This is a genomic window from Novosphingobium aquimarinum (genome assembly GCF_009746585.1).
GTDB classification, from domain to species: Bacteria; Pseudomonadota; Alphaproteobacteria; order Sphingomonadales; family Sphingomonadaceae; genus Novosphingobium; species Novosphingobium aquimarinum.
Genome location: NZ_WRPO01000034.1, coordinates 1 through 17,446 on the forward strand (window position 1 = coordinate 1; position 17,446 = coordinate 17,446).

Here is a 17,446-nt window from a genome sequence, read left to right on the forward strand (position 1 = left end):
GGCTCATTGGGCCGTAACCGCCGCCCGCCCGACCCCACGGCCCTTATGCAGGAAGTGGAATGGAACATGGCTAGCAAACGAACTCTCACTGTTGTCGCAGGCGTGGGCGCGGCCGCGCTGGCGATCGCGGGCGTGGCGATCGCGCAAAACCACGAGGCGAACGAAAACCGGATAATCGGCAAGCACAGCGAACGAGACATCCCGCTTGCTCAGGTGCCCGAGGCCGCGATGAACGCGGCACGCGCGCAACTCGCGTCAATAAGCAAAGCGGAGCAAGTCACCCGAAAGGCGGACGGAAGCACGCTCTATGAAATCAAGGGCAAGAACAGCGACGGAAAGACGATCGAACTGTTCGTCACGCCCGAAGGCCAGGTGCTCGGCCGCGAATGATGGATCAGCACGGGGCGCCGGCCGTCGAGGGCCGTGCGCCCCTTCCGAAATGATACTGCGGAATAGGAGACGAAAATGCGGCCAAGGCGATGGATATTGTTATGCGCCGCTTTGGCCGCCCTGCCTGATAGTGCGATCGGCCAAACCGAACCCGCGTCGGCGACGGGCTCGGCGTTGTTCGTAAGCTGTCAAGCGAATGAGCCGCGATGCGGCGCTTACCTCCAAGGCGTGCTCGACATGATGATCGTCGCGCGAAAAGCGGAATGCCGCGCTCCACGCTATGACCGATCGGCGCTGCGCGCGGCATATTTACGCTGGGCGGAGCAGAATAGCTATTTTATGAGTGTTCATATGGTGGCCGGAGCTGAACGCTCGTTAGCGAAGGCTTGGCCATGTCAGTAGCATCGTACCCCGCGGCGTAGCCTGCCCGGCGGCTGCCTTTGAGGGCAGGCGGAGCGTCCGCCTGGCGGTGAATTCCGCCAGCTCAACGATCCCATGTCGCGCCTCAAGCTCGCTAATTAGCCGATGTTCGCATTATGTCTGCCAAATCGTTGTCTGGCGCACAAACCTTGAGGTGACGCCCTCCCTGGCTTTTCCGGGCAGACTGCGATGCGGCTTGTTCAGGACAACCGAGCCGATGACGTGTTGACCTATATCGACGCTATCGACGCTGGCATTCACGCCTGACAGCAGGCACGCTGCAACCAACGACACTGATCGCCTGCGATGCCGAGATCGGACCCTTGCTTAATGGCCGCGATGCCAAAGCGTTGCGTCGTTCGGATCGATCCGGTCGCTCTTGCTGATCCGGCCTGATCTCTTGATGCCGGACTTTCGCGCCATCGCTCTTCCCATGCTCGTCTCGGAATCAGAATGTCCGAAAGAGGATCGACCAGCGTACACCCGCGCATCGATGCGAACGGTCCCGGCGTATCGCGCTAAAGCTGTCTCATTAAGATGGTACGATTTATTTTGTAGTGATCCCCCCTCATACGTTACACTCCGGGCATGACCTCCACGCTAATTGGCTACGCCCGCTGCTCGACCGACAAGCAGGATCTTGCTGCCCAGCATGAGGCACTGCTCAACCTGGGCGTGGCGCCGGACCGGATCTATACCGACAAAGGCTTTACCGGCACCCGGCGTGAGCGACCGGGGCTCGACCAGGCGCTGGCGGCGGTGCGGAGCGGGGATACGCTGGTGGTGCCCAAGCTCGACCGCCTGGCCCGCTCAGTGCCCGATGCCCGCGCTATCGGCGACGATCTTGCCGCGCGTGGTGTGCGGTTGCAGCTCGGCGCCTCGGTCCACGATCCGGCGGACCCGATGGGCAAGCTGTTCTTCAACATCCTCGCCACTTTCGCCGAGTTCGAGGCGGACCTGATACGGATGCGTACCCGCGAGGGCATGGCGGTCGCCCGCGCCAAGGGCAAGCTGCGCGGCAAGAAGCCCAAGCTTTCGGACCGCCAGCATCAGGAACTGTGCAAGATGCACGGGACGGGCGACTATTCGATCAGCGACCTTGCAGACCTGTTTTCGATCTCGCGCCCGACCGTCTACCGCACGCTGGCCCGGCAAGGCGGCGCGGTGGCAACGAATACGGCGGGATCGTGACATAGATCAGGCGCAACTGTCCTGATGGTCCTGGCGGCACGTCACTAGGCATAAAAACCTAGTCGTTCCTTGCATCACTACGTATAGAGCCATTGTGCAGTTGCAGCATGGCCGGATCGAACGCGTCGGGGCGGCAATAATCCGGGGAGTACGTTAAGGGATGACGCAGTGAAGATCGCAGTTTTCGGCCTGGGCTACGTTGGCCTGTCGAACGCGGTGCTTCTCGCCCAGCACCACGAGGTCGCCGCGGTCGATATCTCGGCCGAGCGGGTCGCAATGCTCAACGTGCGTCAGTCGCCCATCGTCGATGCCGAGCTGGAGCAGTTCCTGGCCGACAAGCCGCTGAACCTGACTGCCACGCTCGATGCCAGGGCAGCGCTGGCGGGGGCGGACTACGTGATTGTCGCCACGCCGACCAACTACGATGTCGAGACCAACAAGTTCGACACCTCCTCGGTCGAAGCGGTGATCCAGACCGTGCTCGATGCCGGCAGCCTGGCCACCATCGTCATCAAGTCGACGATTCCCGTCGGCTTCGTCGCGGACGTGCGCCAGCGCCTAGGCACCGATCAGGTCATCTTCAGCCCCGAGTTCCTGCGCGAGGGCAGGGCGCTTTACGACAACCTCCACCCCTCACGGATCATCGTCGGCGAACGCTCGGAACGGGCGCGGATCTTCGCCGACCTGCTGCTGGAAGGCGCCGAGAAGAAGGACGTCGAGATCCTCTTCACCGATGCCAGCGAGGCCGAGGCGATCAAGCTTTTCGCCAACACCTACCTCGCCATGCGCGTCGCCTTCTTCAACGAGCTTGACAGCTACGCCATCGCCGGCGGCATGGACACGCGCCAGATCATCGACGGCATCGGCCTCGATCCGCGGATCGGCCGGCACTACAACAACCCCAGCTTTGGCTACGGCGGCTATTGCCTGCCCAAGGACACCAAGCAGCTGCTGGCTAATTACTCCGAAGTGCCGCAGAACTTGATCCGCGCGATCGTCGACGCCAACCGCACCCGCAAGGATTTCCTGGCCGACCAGATCATCGCGCGAAAGCCCGGCAAGGTCGGCGTGTTCCGCCTGGTCATGAAGGCGGGATCGGACAACTTCCGCCAGTCCTCAATCCAGGGAATCATGAAGCGGATCAAGGCCAAGGGCATCGAGGTCGTGATCTACGAGCCAGCGATGGACGGGGACGAGTTCTTCGGCTCGAAAGTGCTGCGCGACCTGGACGGGTTCAAGGCGGACTGCGACGTCATCATCGCCAACCGCATGACCGACGAGATCGCCGACGTGCAGGCCAAGGTTTTCACGCGCGACCTGTTCGGGTCGGATTGATGTGATGCGCCAAAAGGAGGTTCTGGTGCCGCCAAAAGTATTGGCAATTGCGTCGAAGGGGGGGCACTGGGAGCAGCTTATGATGCTACGGCCTGCTTTCGAAGGCGCTAATACAACCTTTGCATGTACCGATCCTTTGCAGAAGCAAAGCTGCGGAGATGCGAATTTCTTCAGTATTGCAGATTACAGTAGATCGAGTCCAGTAGATGTTGCGAGGGGAGTATTTGAATTATACAGAATTATTGATAATGTAAAGCCGGATGTTGTGATTTCTACAGGAGCAGCTCCTGGATTGATTGCGCTATTTTGGGGGAGATTATTGGGGGCTAAGACTATATGGATCGATAGTATTGCAAACTCACAGCGCCTATCATTTAGTGGGTTTCTGGCAAAAAAGTTTTCTCATACGACACTTACTCAGTGGGAACACTTGAGTGACTCGAATAGATGTCAGTACTGGGGGAGCGTAATTTGATTTTTCTGACTTTAGGGACTCAGTTGGCCTTTGATCGACTTGTTCAAGCGGTTGATGAAATTGTCCCAAATATATCTGAGCCGGTTTTTGGGCAGATTGGTAATAGTAATTATAAACCAAAGAACTTTGAGTACGTTACGGCTTTGTCACCAACTGACTTTACAAAAAAGTTTTCAGAGTCTCGTGTTATAATTGCTCATGCCGGAATTGGAACGATTTTAAGTGGACAGAAGGCAGAGAAACCCTTGGTTCTGATGGCGCGAATAGCAAAGTTCGGTGAACACCGTAATGACCACCAGCTTGCAACTATAGAACAGATTAAACGCCTTGATGGTGTCTATATTGTTGAAAATAAAGATGATATAAAGAATATAGTTACAAGAAGTCGCATAGAGCCGATGAAAAATTCTCGTTCTAATAGTCTGGATAGTCTAATAAATAATATAAAAAAGGAAATTTTTAAAGATGATAAAAACATCATCAATAATTGACAATATTAATATCAATTTATAGTAAGTCTATGTTTTAATTTACTTCGACATGATATTTTAGGTGATGCCAGTTAGAGATTTTAATCGAGTTCCCGGTAGGTCGATACCTCATATGAACAACATCACTCGACGACATGTCCTGATAAGATGCATGGCGCTGACGGGGGGGGCTGCTGTATATCAATCGGCACTCACGAAAGCGATTTCGGAAACGTCATCGAGGTTGCAAGATCCTTTCGATCCGAAGCGAGAACGCAAGGTGCCGATTTCACCGAATCCAATGCAAGCGTGTCCAGCTGTATCGAAGCCTATACGATCGCTCAATGGCGTCCCCTATTATACCGATAAGCATAGCACGGTCATCGATCCAAAATTGCGCGCGGCCAACGTTGCTGCGAATCAGCCGCTGACTGATTTCGTCGCTGACGTTGAACGAACCGCAGCGGCTTGGTTGTCCTCGCGGGGCAGCGATCGTTCACCGGCCGAATGCGGTCTGAACCTGCTGCGCCACTGGGCCGAGGGCGATGCTTTGCTGGGTACGTTCAACACTCAAGGGGAGGGCAGTCAGAGGTGGAACGCGACGGGCCTTGCCATCGCTTATCTTGCGCTGCGCCACGCGCTGCCTGAGGGACAAGAGCCGACGATCGCTGCTTGGTTCGCGCAGGTAGGGGCGGCGTGTCGGAAGGCCGGCGAGGGTCTGAAGAACAACCATCTTAACTGGACGGCCGCCGCTGCGGCCGCCTGCGCCATAGCCGGCAACGATAAGGATTTGTGGTGCTGGTCAATTAGGACCGCGCGACATTGCATAGCAGAGATCGGTCCTGATGGTACTGTGCCACGAGAAATGGCGCGCGGAAGGATGGCGCTGGGCTACCACAGCTTCGCGCTGTCTCCCCTGTTGCTAATTGCGGAACTGGGCCTCGCAAATGGCATCGACCTTTATGCGCAGGACAACCGGGCTCTGGAACGGCTTGCGCGATTCATCGTCACAAACGCACGCGATACGTCGGCGGTCGCCAAACTTGCCGGCGCGAAGCAGAAATGGAACCCGGCCAAGCTGCCATGGTCGGTCATTGGCGCGCGACGTTTTTCGGGAGAGACTACCAGAATGCTGAGCACTATGAAGGATGCTACCGACTCTTACATGGGCGGAGATCAGCGGATACTGTTCGGCGCGTAGCCTTGCGGCGCGCGGGCGCTATCCACGGAGAAATATTCTGCGGTAGGTATCGGTTCGCGCCTCGGTTACACGCGAGACGGCAAAGGCGAACAACATGACGAAGGCGAGTTGCACCACGAGCCGAGCCCATTCCAGACCGTGCGACACATCGCGCCAGCCCATTGCCAAATTGCGCTCCATCGTCGCTGCCATGGCGTTCATCAAAGGCACATGGAAACAATAGAGCGTGAAGGAAAAACTCGCCAGAAGGACGCTCGGAGCCGCGATGAACCGGGCGAGATGAACCGGGCGAAACCGCATGGTCGCCAGAAACAGCGCGAAGACCCCCATCGACACGAGATCGAATACGAATGGCCAGAAACCGTCGTTATCCCAAAACTTGAGGCCCATCCCAACACGAAAGCCCAGCAGCAAGGCCAACGTCCCCACCAAAGGAAGCCAAGGAGAGATTTTTAGCGGTGCGCGCTTCACGGTCGCGGCCCAAGCGCCGAGCAGCCAGATGGCGAAATAAGGGACCATCGGTGCACCCTCACGCTGCCAGAACGAAGCGGCCGCGACGATCAGGATGAACATGCCGAAAGCCGCCTTCTGCATGATCGAATAGCGCTTGCCGACGAAAATGATCACACCTGCTACGAAGAGCAGATAATACCAAAATTCGTTGTAGAGCGTCCAAAGCGCGCCATCCGTGCCATAGGGATCGCAGGCCACAGTCTGCAGGAAAGCGACGTTACATAGCGCAGCATCCAGGCTGTGTGATCGTACTTCGGCGTAAATGATGGGCGCCACATCTCCTTGCGCGGAACCCCATGTGTCGAGGGTAAAAGTGGCCAGGAGCGCCGGCACAATCACAATCCAGAGGCGAATCAGGCGGCGGCCCATGAAGCGGCGGATGTCTATCCCCCCGGTGCGCATGGCTTCTCGCCAGGTCGTGCCGCCGACGAGAAAGCCACTGATGACAAAAAAGATCATGATTCCGGGATGCGAAAATCCGTTTAGAAACGCATAGATTGTCTGTACGATCGTGCGATCGGTAGCGGCGATGGTATCGGTCGCCTGAACGAACCGGTTGCCGGCGTGCGCCAATACAACCGCAAAGGCCGCGGTCCAGCGAAACAAGTCGATCCAATAGGAGAGATGGTCGTTGACCGGCGGTTGCGCGGCGACTTCGGGGGCCGGTGTGTGTTCCTCCGGTACTGCGGGTGCGGCATCCGGCACCGTTGAAGGATGCTCAATATCGTGCAGGGCTTCACTCATAGTTGGCGGGCTCCGGCTACACGCCTTGCGCTCGGCACCTGCACTGCCATGATCACCCTGCGGCCTACCGGTTCGACGAAACGGACAATCAGCCAGGCTCCGAAGCACATCAGCAATGCCGTCAGCGTGATGGCGGCCGCGACCGGCAGCACGCCCTCGTGTACTAGCCTCTCGATTACGCTGTAGCCCAATGCTTGGTGAAGCAAATACAAAGGATAACTCATCCCTCCCAAGGTCCGCGTCAGAGCGGAAAGAGCCTTATCATTAATGCCGAACGCCATACCGCGCACTAATGCCATTGATGCTACCGCCGCAGCGACACCGGCCCACAGGCTCGATTCGGTCCCGGACAGTTCGGCGATGTGCGCAAACTCGACCCAAGACTGCCAGGCGGCCAGACACAGGGCAGGCCCAAGCATCGCGTAAGCAAAGCGGCGGTCGTCGAGAATTAGCCAGCAATACGTGACAATTCCCAGAATGAAATAGCCGCTATGCGGGGATAGAGTGACGAGGCGCAACGGCGTGAAGTCGTAGAACGCCATTGCCGCGAAGCTCGCCACCAACCAAGTGACCGCGATAGGGCGGATGTGCTTAGTTCCGCGCAAAACGAGCAGGAGCAGAAACACATAAAAGTAGAACCGGAGTTCGATTGTGATCGACCAGTACGAACCATCGACATAGGGCGATCCTGCCAGCAGGCCGATAGTCGAGGCCGATTTAAAATAAGTCGTGACGGACGGCAACGGCACACTCGAGGGGAGCAGCATCAGGCCGATCATGGTTACGGTCGCGCAGACCAGCATCGCCGGAATCAACCGCGCTAGCCGCGCTTGCACGAACGCGAGGGCACGCCGATTGCCTGCCGAATAGATGATCACGAAACCACTGATGATGAAGAACGCGGAGACCCCGAAGCGCCCCGCTACCAGCCAGTGTGGCCCCGGTTCTACACCCGCCAGCTTGCCCGAGATCGGGCCGAAATAGGCGTAGTGGTAGAGCATCACGCCGAACGCGAGCAAGAAGCGCAGCAGTTCGAGCCCCTCGATCTTGCGCTTCGAAGGGGCGGCATGGTCTGCTGGACCATGCTTCGGGAGCTGGGCGGGATCAGTCATCGCGTCTCGCCCGGCACGCTCCGACTCCAGCCAAGCGCGACAGGCAGCAACGTGCCGCATGTAACAAGCATCTTGCTCCCGGCGGCTGACGCCGCCACCGTTTGCGGAGGCATCTCGGGCTGCATCGCGCTATATCGCTGGGGGCGCATGGCCCTAAGGAGCAACACAATAATTAGGAAATACAATGGAACCCAAACCATGGACGGCTTGAGAATGCCACGGTGAAACAGAAGAAGAAAGTTAACAGAGAAGTAACCATAAAGGATCGCGATCTCGGGGCGACCGCCTCGGCCGGATAGCCGCCACAGCGTACCCGCGAAGGCTCCGCAAAGTGCGAATCCTGCAAAACAAAGCGTGACGCCGAATTCGACCGTCCACACGCCAACGAGACCGGGTGTCAGGCCACCTTTCAGCACTGCGCCAAAGGCGTCGGCCAGAATGCGTCCGCCCGAAGTGCGCGTTCCGGGCAGCATTGTCAGGATGTCTGCAAAAAATACGGTCTTTCCGGAAAAGTCGATGCCCTCCTCGATCAATCGGCCGGTCAGCGCGATTGATTCGCGCAGACCAAAGTGCAGCTGCGCTAGTGTGCTAGGGAGGTATTGGACCTTGTATTGCAACATTGATTGATCCGCCGTCAGCAGTTCGGATGATACTGCGCGGCGAAATTCGCTCATGGCACCAAGGAAGCCCAAGGCTAAGGCCAAACTGATCGCCGCCGGTATCACCCGCACCTTCAGCGCTTCCATGCGCACAAGCCCAACGATGTTTACGAGAATCGCCACAATCAGCCAGTTTCGGTAACCTGGTATGAGAAGGAAAACCGCAACCCCCGCCAATATCAGCCAGTCGAAAGCCGAAAAGCGGCCTGCCATGTAATAACGCAAGGCCATGAGGGATGCTGTCGCGCAGCCCATTTCGGCAAGGAACAAAGCCTTGGGGTCGGCCGCGAACCGGGCATTGGGATTGAACAGGGGAATGCCGACTGTACTGACGATCCACATCACACCAGCTATCGCGGGCAGCAGGGAGGCAATGATAGCCCAGTGCGGCAGGAGGGGCTTTCGTGGCTGCCGTCGCTTTAGCGATAGAGTGAAAAGCGAGACGAGCGACGCCGACCCAGAAAGAATAGTGATGCATCTCAGGATGTAGGCAAACGTCTCATCGCTGACGCTGCCGCGATAATTGGACAGATTGAGTCCGCCAAGCAGCAGTATGAAGGTCAGAGCGACGCCAAGAAACAAAGCTGGATGGAACAGCGATCGGAAGAAGATTGCCACAAGCGTGGTCATCACCAGCACGCCGAAGGCTGTCCATTGTGGGGCAAGACCAGCGAAGGTGAACCCGGCTATGGCTATCAGCAAGCCGAACAATGAAACAAAGTCGAGCCGCATCAGCTTTGCATTTTTTCAAGCGCAGCCTGTACGCGTTCAGCTTGGCCCCGCCAGCGGGCTTCGCGCGCTTCGCGCAGATCGGCAGACAAGGCATCCAGTTCTTTAGCGCGGGCAACCGCCTCGCGGCATGCGGCCGCCAGAGCCTCGGGCTCGTTAGGAGCGAAAAGAGCCGCCGCACCGAACAGATCCCGCAGAATGGCCGTGTCACTCAACACCATTGCCTTGCCCGCTCCCACCGCTTCATTGGCCACCGAAAGCTGAATGCCTTCCAGTTTCGTCAGCCCGAGCACGACCGAGACGCTGAACAGCTTCGACTCGTACTCGGACTTGTCGAGAAATCCGGTGAACCGGACGTTCGCGGGCGTATCTGCAGTAAACCCCCGCGCCGCCGCCTTGGCGACATTGCCGGTCACGAGGAACCGGATTTCTGGCGCCGCGCGTGCCGCCGCCATGAGGGTGTCAATCGGTTCGTCCGGGTTGAACGAGCATGGGACGAGGATCTCTGGCGTGTCAGACGTCAACGAAAGGCCGGGCGGCCGCTCAAGTTGCGCTGGCCGGGTTTCCAACACCGTCAGGCATTGCTCATTAACGCCCATTGCGCGCGCAGTTTCGTCCACCTCGTCGTTGTGGGCCAGCACGACTGCGCAACGGTTCAGTAAGCTAACAAGCCCTGGCATCCGGCTCCATGGCGGCCGAAACACTCGGTTATGGCAGTCCGCGATAATATAAAAGGGATGATCGCCTAGCCCCCGTATCAGCCAAAGCCAATGCAGCAGGAACGTAGGCGGCATTTGCACCCATACGACATCCGGCCTTTCCTGCCGGATCAGGCGTACCGTACGCAGAGCTTGAAGAAGGTAACCGGCCGGCTTCTTCCATGTCTTCGCGTATGGAGGAGGTAGATAATGCAGCTTATAACCGAAGAACGACTGCATAGATTCAGCGCGTCGCTGAAAATCAATCCACGCTATGAAAATATGTTTTGTCACTTAGGCTTCTCGTCTTAAAAAAGATCGATGCAAGCTTACGTAAGCTAGGATTCCTCCGAATCCCCAACCAACCGCTAGTGCGACTATGGGTATTAGATGCAACGAACTGGTAGCAAACAAGCCAAGAACAACAAGCGCTGCAATCGCCGACAGACTTCGAGACCAGAAGATAACGTCAGATTTACGAAGCACCAGTAATCCTGTCTCTAGTGGCTGACTAAGAAGCATTATAAAAGCTACTAAACACCAAATTCTAACAGCATTAATCATATCTGGAAATTGGTCGAGGAATAGTAACGGTACAAGCTTTTCGACAGCAACAAAAATAATTGCTAGGTAACTACCTCCTATCAAAATCAATGTTACTCGAGTGTGGCGAATTGATTGAGATAAGCCCTTCATGCCTCCAGACAAAAACATACGCCGCGCTCGTGGTTTATCTACACTATCGATCGCTTGTATAAGTGTTTGAATGGGAGCGATTAAAAGCCGAGACGCCGAAAATAATGCAACCGTTTTAACTCCATAAATTACGCCAACTATTAATATCATACCGTTATTGTACACAGAGTAAGGCAGAAATGCCGCGATATTCCATCCAATAATGCCAATATGATCCTTAAATATTACTTCTTTTGGGCTTAAAAAATCTCTATTTTGCCACGCTACCATGCTTGCTAGTGCCGCTGCAAAAAGAAGCCCGCCTGCCGCAGCTTCCGCGCTACGCAGCGAATTCACTACCACAACAACAGATACACACACAGCTAAGAAATATGCGAGCGCTGCTTGCAATATGGCTCTATTGCATCCATGCAGATACAAAAGCCGGCGTTGAAACTCATAGGCCAGTGTTGCTAACGTACAGAATCCAGCTAATGGGAAAGCGGATTGCCACAATCTGGGAAAATCAAAAATCCAAGCCGCAAGTGCAAGCAAACCAAGGGTGGCTGCTGTGGCCACTCGAAAAACCAGATCCACACGCCCCCAGACTGCATCGCCTCCCTCTGATCCGGCAGTCATAATCATCGGCAATACTGAGGTCGAACGCTGCAAACCCTGTGCCAAGAGGCAAATGCCCTGCACGAGGCTAAATGTTCCGAATTCTACTGATTCAAGCTCTCTCGCATAAACGAATGTCTGCAGGAGCGTGGCCATTGAAAAGAGTCCTTGGTCTGTCAGACCCACAATCCGACTGTTCCCAAGAAATTTCATATAGTTATGTAATGTCTTATAATTGCAATATTTATCACAACTATTGTATAATAGTATTCCATATTTATTTACATTATTGAACTAGTATCAATGAAACGCCTGCCCTCTAGGCGTAACGTCTTAAAGAGCTTATTTGTAGAAATGACAAGATCATAATCCACTGATTCTGCAATTTCTTTGCTAACTAGTAAAGTATTTATAGTTGGCAAAAATGCGTAGGCATAACCAAGGTTCTGCCCAACCAAATTGTCCGGAGTCAACGCCGGGTCATAGACATCAAGGTCGTAGCCGGCCTCCAGCAGTTTGCGCGCCATGTCCACAGCGGGGCTTTCGCGCAGATCGTCGGTGTCGGCTTTGAATGCCAGGCCGACCAGCAGCACCTTCGCGCCGGGTTCCAAGCCTTTGGTGACATATGTGAACTGGTGATGCTTGTGAGCATCGTTGGTGCGCATGAGCGAGTCGACAAGATGCGCGTTGGCGCCGACGTCTGCGGCGATATGCTGCAGGGCCCGCACATCCTTGGGCAGGCACGATCCGCCAAATGCACCGCCTGGTCGTGTATAATAGGGCGAGATGTTTAGTTTCGTGTCCGACACGAAAATCTCGTGCACCGTCTTGGCAGAGATATCGAGGTTCTGGCAGACGCGGCCGACTTCGTTGGCGAAGGCGACCTTGACCGCATGCCAGGTGTTGTCGACGAACTTGGTGATCTCTGCCTCGCGGATGCCAACGTTAAAGATTGGCGCATCGATGCCATGATGCAGTGCTTCCATGTTGGTGGAAGGCGTACCATCGATCGTGCCAAGAACGATCTTGGGGGGGCGGAAGTAGTCTTCGATTGCAGTCGCTTCGCGCAGGAACTCGGGGTTGTAGACCAGTTCCACCACTTCGCACGCAGCATCGCCTAGTGCAGACTGGAAGATGGGCGCGATGATCTGATCGGTGGTGCCTGGGCGCATCGTCGAACGATAGGCGACCGTGAGAGGAGAGCTGCGGTCCGCCTTCACCGAACTGGCAATGGCGCGGGTGACCTGCACGATGTAACTCATGTTGTGCGCGCCATCCGGACCGCTTGGCGTGCCGACGCAGACGATGGCGATATCGGTATCGTCGAGATGGTAGCCTACCTCGGTCGCGGCCGAAAGACGCCCTTCGGCATGGGCCTTCGCAAGCAATTCATCGATCCCAGGTTCGTGGATCGGCGAAAGACCCGCGTTGATCGCATCGACCTTCTTGGAGCTCACATCAATGCCTACAACGTTGTGTCCCTGACTAGAAATACATGCCGCTGCTGTACACCCGACATAGCCCATTCCAAAGATAGCTATCTTCAAGGGGAGCTCCTCACACGTAAAAATCTTCGAAATGGTCGATGACCAGCCTGAAGCGAAAACCGCTGTGCCTCGGTAGGAATGCGTAACCCCGCTATCAGGTGATGTTGCAACGCACAAGTTGCGTGGCATATTCGATGGCTTCGAACGATCAGCATGGTCTGTATCCGGTGGATGACCTCAGACCTGCCCCCAAAGGCCCCTCAATCTGATGCCGAGCCCGCCCACTCGTAGGAGAGGCAAATGGGGAAGTGACCGGCTGCCAGACTTAACGCCGAACATCCTATACGTTTTCGGGCATACCCTTAACGGCTCTATGAGAACATTTCCGCGCGAAGCTGAGGATTGTGAGGTCAACGATGCCAATTGCGCTTCAGCGCGCTTCCTAGGGCATCTGAGGAGTTAGGAGTGCGGTAGCTGACTGTGGCTTACGTGCCCCGAATGATATCCCAGAGCCGCTCTGCCTCGCCATTCAGCTTGTAGTCTCGCGCGACGCGGTTCTCGCCGAGCACGGGGCTGAACTCCCCTACGTTCTTCAAGCAGTAGGTGACCCAGTCATGATTGAAGATCGGCAAGGTCGGTTTGCGCCACCACACGTTTCGGGATTGGTCGACGCCCGTCGATGCGACCCTCGCGTTTGACTTCAGCCCCGCAGCCCACACCATTGCCTGACGGGTCACCCATCGTCCCGCCTCCCTGTTCGCGATCTCGTCGCCGTGTGCGCGTCTGATCCGACGAAGATGACGACGAGCACGGGGATCAGCGACCTCTTCCACCTGATACGGCTTCAGTTCGATGGCACCATGCGCATGAGGTCTCACGGGGTTTCCCCGATCATCCCTGTCTTCCAGTACGAAGAAATACATTGGAGGAGTATCACCGAACGTGTCCCGGAGCTTCCGCTTCAAGCGATCACGCATGTACTCCCGATGATCCTTTCCCTCTCGTTCCAGCTTCTCCCACAGATCGTCATGGAGTTGATACTTGAAGGGCCTGAACCCGTGTTCCCCCAGTACAAGGAGGTAGAGTTGTATCCTCATCCAGGGAGTCAGGTTTCTCCATTTAGGGAGTCTTCGTTTATCGGTCTTCAGAAGAGGGAATCCTGGTTTCCCGTACTTCCAGTATAATGTTGAGTCGCGGCCCGGCCCCACTTTGAGGTTGGCTGGAAGGAGATTTCGCCGCATCGTATGCCGCACAATTCCGAGGATTTGGGCGTCGCGTCGGATGCGATCGTCTCCCGATTGCATCTCGAGCCCGATGTCGACTGTTCGCCGTTTTTTGGGCTTCGCGGGAGGTCGTTGGGATATAGTCCCTGATGGGTTCTGACAGGTTGGTTGGCTCATTGCGATTGCCGGATTGCTCGATCCTTGGGATTGTTGCCTTTGGACAGGATCAGATACCGCGACATGTGGTTGAACGGCAATTGTGACCACGTTTTTTGCGCACCCGAAATTTCGGAGCGAAATCGAGTTACTGGGGCACAAACTTCCGGGGGTCGGAAAAATGAGGTGCGCCGAATCGGCATCACCCCCCTCAAGCAAATTTATCAGTGTTAGGACTTCCGCCGCTATGCTCGGGCACCGTCAGGGGTTCCCCCCCCCGACGGCACCGGATGCTCTCCTATTCTCGGACGAGATTAGTGCAATTGAGCAACCAGCCGGTCCCGTCGTCGACGTTCCACAGCATCCCCGCTTTGCCCTCATCGACCCACGCCCAAGGGATGTCGCGTCTACGGTGATCCTTGATACGCCACTTGGTGACGTCGAAATCAGCGTCCGGCCTTTCGCCTAGCCCGCTGATCAAGCTGTACATGAATATCTGCGCGGCGTGGTCGTAATCTTCTGCGATGACCAGAAGGGGCTTGAAGGTGATATTCTCGAGTTGAAACAGATGCATGATGACCTCGTTCTTGGTGTTGAGGTCTCATGCGTACCGTGTGGTGCGTCAGGGGTCGGGTGGGCAATGAAGTGGCAGCTTGGGAAAGTGCGAAGTCGACTTTCGCGAAGTCAGTCATGGCATACAATCTGAGCCAGACCATTGCTCTTCGTGCTTTCGAGTATCAAATCCCCGCCGGCTCTCACCCCTTCCCCTTGCGCCTCTCCTCATGACATACCGCGCCGATGCCTCCTGCCCCGCCACAAGGCGAGCTGTTTCGGCTCGATAGTCCGCTTACCGGCGAGATCCGGGGGGAGCGCTCGCTTATGGCGTTTCCGTTCTTCGCGCTCAGCAAGAACGCCTGGATGAAGCCGCTGGCCTATGCGACGGGCGACGTCACCATCGAGGTGCGGCCGAGTGCGCGGGGGGTGGCGACGATCTATGACAAGGAGATCGTGCTCTACATCGCCTCGCTGATGGCGGCGAAGATCGATCAGGACCTGCCGGTCGCGCAGGACTTCACCTTCACCGCGCATGATCTGTTTTCCGTGACGGGCGCCAATCACTCGGCGCGGTCCTATGCGCGGCTCGCCGATGCGCTCGAGCGGCTGCAGGGCACGCAGATCCGCACCAATATCGAGGCCGGTGGCGAGGGCGAGGAAGGGTTCTTCTCGTGGCTGTCGGAAGCGCGGCTGCAGTATGCGCGCTCGCGCAAGGGCGAGAAGCGGCTGAAGGCGGTGCGGGTACGGTTATGTGACTGGCTTTTCAGGGCAATTCTGCGCGACCGGCAAGTGCTCGACTATGCCACGACCTACTTTCAGCTGGGCCCAATCGAGCGGCGCATCTACGAGGTGGCGCGCAGCACCTGCATCGAGGGTGAGCCGCTCACCATCGATCTGGCCACGTTCCGCCTGCAGATCGGCTTCCAGAACCAGCTCGCCAACTTCCGCATGGCGATCCGCCAGATCGCGCTGGAGAATGCGATCCCCGACTATGATCTGCAGCTGATCGAGGATCCCGCCCCGCCCCAGGGCGGCAGCCGTGGGCGCAAGACGGGGCAAGCGCGGGTGGTGATCACGCGGCGGCCCCCCGAACTGGTTTCCGAACTGGCCCCCGAACTCGCCAATGCGCCCGAACTGGCCGATGCGGACGCCACGGATGAGGCACGCCATGATCTCGATGCGCTCGATCCGGTGCCGGCCGACCCGACGGAAGCCGCCAGGCAAGAGTAGCCCCCCTGCCCTGCCGTAATCCGATCCGGCGAACGGATTCGACCGGGCCAAAGCGATTCGCGCCAAAGGGGTATTTCCTACTCGAAAGCACGAATCCACAGTGCCAATTCATACTCGAAAGCACGAATCGCAGGGCTATTCCTACTCGAAAGCACGAACTTTTTTCGGGCATTATGCGCCGAAACGGCCGCTGCGACCGCTTTCGACACATGAACATTGCTGCGATAATGACGCGCCGGCAATTGGGCCGGCCGATCACACACGATGAGGGCGCCGTGACCACATAAAAGAAAGCCCGGCACGAAGGCCGGGCATCCCATTTCGGATTATTGGAACGACGTCGCCAAACGTCGCTCGGGGACCAATCAGGTCATCACCCCCCTTCCATACTCCGGATCGAGCGACCGTTCAAGGATGCGCGCTTCGCGCCACGGAATTGTTTTGCCTGGTGACGGCCCTTCAACTGGAGGGACGAATGGGAACGCATACCTTGGGCAGCGCTCTGGATGGAGCGCTGGCGAACATCTGCGCGAAACCGCGCGGCACAAGCCCGGCGCGCCGCAAGCCGCGTTCGGGCGCGCCGCATCCCACCGGCGCGCGCGTGCTGCGTGGCAGCGTCGAGGCGGGGACGTTCGAGGAGGTCTTCTTCGTGCCCCCCGCCAAGGGCGAGACCGACCGGATGCTGCGCGCCGCTCGGCGCGGGCTTGATGCCGGGCGGCAGCTGAAGCGCGAAGCACGCCAGGGCCTGCGTGTGCTCACCGTGGCCGAACGGCTGCTGGGGACGCTGACGGCCGCGAGCGTGCGCGTCTTCGAGGAACTGCTGACGTTGGCGCGCCTCAATCGCGGCCGCGTGTTTCCAAGCTATGATCATCTCGCCCATGCGACCGGCCTTGGCCGCGCAACCGTGGCGCGTGCGCTGCGGATTCTGGAAGGCATAGGCTTCCTGGTGCGCCAGCGCCGCTTCAAGCGGATCGAGGCCGAGGGGCCGGGGCCGCGTTACGAACAGACCTCCAACGCCTATCGGCCGATGCTGCCGGGGATGCTGCAGGCGTACCTGCCGCGCTGGATGCGCCCTGCCCCCCTGCCCGACGATGAAGCCCACCGCCGGGCAGACCAGGTCGAGGATGTGGCCCGCATGCGCGCACAGCTGACGTGCAGGGAATGGGCGCAGGCGACGGTCGACGGTCCGCTGGGCAAGGTTCTGGCGCGTCTCGGCGCGGCGCTGGATCGCCAGGAGCAGTTGTCGGAACGCGAGTCTCATTTCGATCCGGAACCGCTAACCGATTCTCACTCTATAGGTTTCATAAAGAGTTGGCCTAGTCGGCCAACACGCTTTGCCTGACGGCCGCAATCCAAAAACGTCGTAAAGCCCCTGCTAAAACCTCTCAAAACCGCAGATGCCGAAGCGCCGCTACGCGGCGCAGTGCTTCCAGAGGAACCAGGCGGATCTGGCGGTTCGCGTCTGCGATGTGAGGATCGGGGCGAAGGCAGTTCTTCAAGCTCCCTTGCTTACAAACCTTGCGCCGCAATAGGATATCCATTGGCTATCGATAGCCTTTCCATAT

At 57.4% G+C, this 17,446-nt stretch carries 17 protein-coding genes; 9 read left to right on the plus strand and 8 right to left on the minus strand.

Going from position 1 to position 17,446, the window contains the following annotated elements; translation table 11 throughout:
• From GQO94_RS19805 to GQO94_RS19830, 7 genes are all read left to right on the plus strand, one after another.
• A partial coding sequence (locus tag GQO94_RS19805; protein WP_232333048.1) for a PepSY domain-containing protein occupies positions 1 to 390 on the plus strand: 390 nt, incomplete at its 5' end.
• Positions 391 to 465: 75 nt separating this feature from the next.
• A complete protein-coding gene (locus tag GQO94_RS21475; RefSeq protein WP_223178489.1) occupies positions 466 to 792 on the plus strand; it encodes a Rap1a/Tai family immunity protein in 327 nt (108 codons plus the stop codon).
• A gap of 606 nt (positions 793 to 1,398) precedes the next feature.
• Positions 1,399 to 2,001, plus strand: a complete 603-nt coding sequence (locus GQO94_RS19810; RefSeq protein ID WP_156843119.1) for a recombinase family protein — start codon at positions 1,399 to 1,401, stop codon at positions 1,999 to 2,001.
• A gap of 168 nt (positions 2,002 to 2,169) precedes the next feature.
• Positions 2,170 to 3,336: a nucleotide sugar dehydrogenase gene (locus tag GQO94_RS19815; RefSeq protein ID WP_156843120.1), complete on the plus strand. Its 1,167-nt coding sequence runs from the start codon at positions 2,170 to 2,172 to the stop codon at positions 3,334 to 3,336.
• An 82-nt stretch (positions 3,337 to 3,418) separates the two neighbouring features.
• On the plus strand, positions 3,419 to 3,811 hold the full coding sequence (locus GQO94_RS21480; protein WP_408636682.1) for a glucuronosyltransferase: 393 nt from the start codon (positions 3,419 to 3,421) through the stop codon (positions 3,809 to 3,811).
• Positions 3,808 to 4,302 carry a glycosyltransferase gene (locus GQO94_RS19825; RefSeq protein ID WP_156843122.1) on the plus strand — a complete coding sequence of 165 codons (495 nt, stop codon included), beginning with the start codon at positions 3,808 to 3,810 and terminating at the stop codon, positions 4,300 to 4,302. Before GQO94_RS21480 ends, GQO94_RS19825 begins: the two co-directional genes overlap by 4 nt.
• Before the next feature lie 112 nt (positions 4,303 to 4,414).
• Positions 4,415 to 5,482: an alginate lyase family protein gene (locus tag GQO94_RS19830; RefSeq protein WP_198046071.1), complete on the plus strand. Its 1,068-nt coding sequence runs from the start codon at positions 4,415 to 4,417 to the stop codon at positions 5,480 to 5,482.
• A gap of 18 nt (positions 5,483 to 5,500) precedes the next feature.
• Here the strand turns inward: GQO94_RS19830 and GQO94_RS19835 are convergent, their stop codons facing one another.
• The 8 genes from GQO94_RS19835 to GQO94_RS19870 all read right to left on the minus strand — a co-directional run bounded on the left by GQO94_RS19835 (position 5,501) and on the right by GQO94_RS19870 (position 14,670).
• Positions 5,501 to 6,739, minus strand: a complete 1,239-nt coding sequence (locus GQO94_RS19835) for an acyltransferase family protein (RefSeq protein ID WP_156843124.1) — start codon at positions 6,737 to 6,739, stop codon at positions 5,501 to 5,503.
• Positions 6,736 to 7,851, minus strand: coding sequence for an acyltransferase family protein (locus GQO94_RS19840; protein WP_198046072.1), 1,116 nt, complete (start codon positions 7,849 to 7,851; stop codon positions 6,736 to 6,738). The genes GQO94_RS19835 and GQO94_RS19840 overlap by 4 nt, the downstream gene beginning before the upstream one ends.
• The gene (locus GQO94_RS19845) at positions 7,848 to 9,242 is read right to left on the minus strand and encodes a hypothetical protein (protein ID WP_156843126.1); all 1,395 of its coding nucleotides are present in this window, start codon (positions 9,240 to 9,242) and stop codon (positions 7,848 to 7,850) included. The genes GQO94_RS19840 and GQO94_RS19845 overlap by 4 nt, the downstream gene beginning before the upstream one ends.
• On the minus strand, positions 9,242 to 10,231 hold the full coding sequence (locus tag GQO94_RS19850; protein ID WP_156843127.1) for a glycosyltransferase: 990 nt from the start codon (positions 10,229 to 10,231) through the stop codon (positions 9,242 to 9,244). The genes GQO94_RS19845 and GQO94_RS19850 overlap by 1 nt, the downstream gene beginning before the upstream one ends.
• Positions 10,232 to 11,386 (minus strand): lipopolysaccharide biosynthesis protein, encoded by a 1,155-nt coding sequence (locus GQO94_RS19855; protein WP_156843128.1) that lies wholly within the window; start codon positions 11,384 to 11,386, stop codon positions 10,232 to 10,234.
• A 125-nt stretch (positions 11,387 to 11,511) separates the two neighbouring features.
• A complete protein-coding gene (locus GQO94_RS19860; protein ID WP_156843129.1) occupies positions 11,512 to 12,777 on the minus strand; it encodes a nucleotide sugar dehydrogenase in 1,266 nt (421 codons plus the stop codon).
• Between the two features lie 425 nt (positions 12,778 to 13,202).
• Positions 13,203 to 13,640, minus strand: a complete 438-nt coding sequence (locus tag GQO94_RS19865; RefSeq protein ID WP_198046073.1) for a hypothetical protein — start codon at positions 13,638 to 13,640, stop codon at positions 13,203 to 13,205.
• Between the two features lie 754 nt (positions 13,641 to 14,394).
• Positions 14,395 to 14,670 (minus strand): hypothetical protein, encoded by a 276-nt coding sequence (locus GQO94_RS19870; RefSeq protein ID WP_156843131.1) that lies wholly within the window; start codon positions 14,668 to 14,670, stop codon positions 14,395 to 14,397.
• 224 nt (positions 14,671 to 14,894) lie between these two features.
• Here GQO94_RS19870 and GQO94_RS19875 point away from each other — a divergent pair, with 224 nt between their 5' ends.
• Together GQO94_RS19875 and GQO94_RS19880 are read left to right on the plus strand one after the other, a co-directional pair.
• Positions 14,895 to 15,881: a replication initiator protein A gene (locus GQO94_RS19875; RefSeq protein ID WP_156843132.1), complete on the plus strand. Its 987-nt coding sequence runs from the start codon at positions 14,895 to 14,897 to the stop codon at positions 15,879 to 15,881.
• Positions 15,882 to 16,356: 475 nt separating this feature from the next.
• The gene (locus tag GQO94_RS19880; RefSeq protein WP_156843133.1) at positions 16,357 to 17,223 is read left to right on the plus strand and encodes a helix-turn-helix domain-containing protein; all 867 of its coding nucleotides are present in this window, start codon (positions 16,357 to 16,359) and stop codon (positions 17,221 to 17,223) included.
• The last annotated feature ends 223 nt before the right edge of the window (positions 17,224 to 17,446 follow it).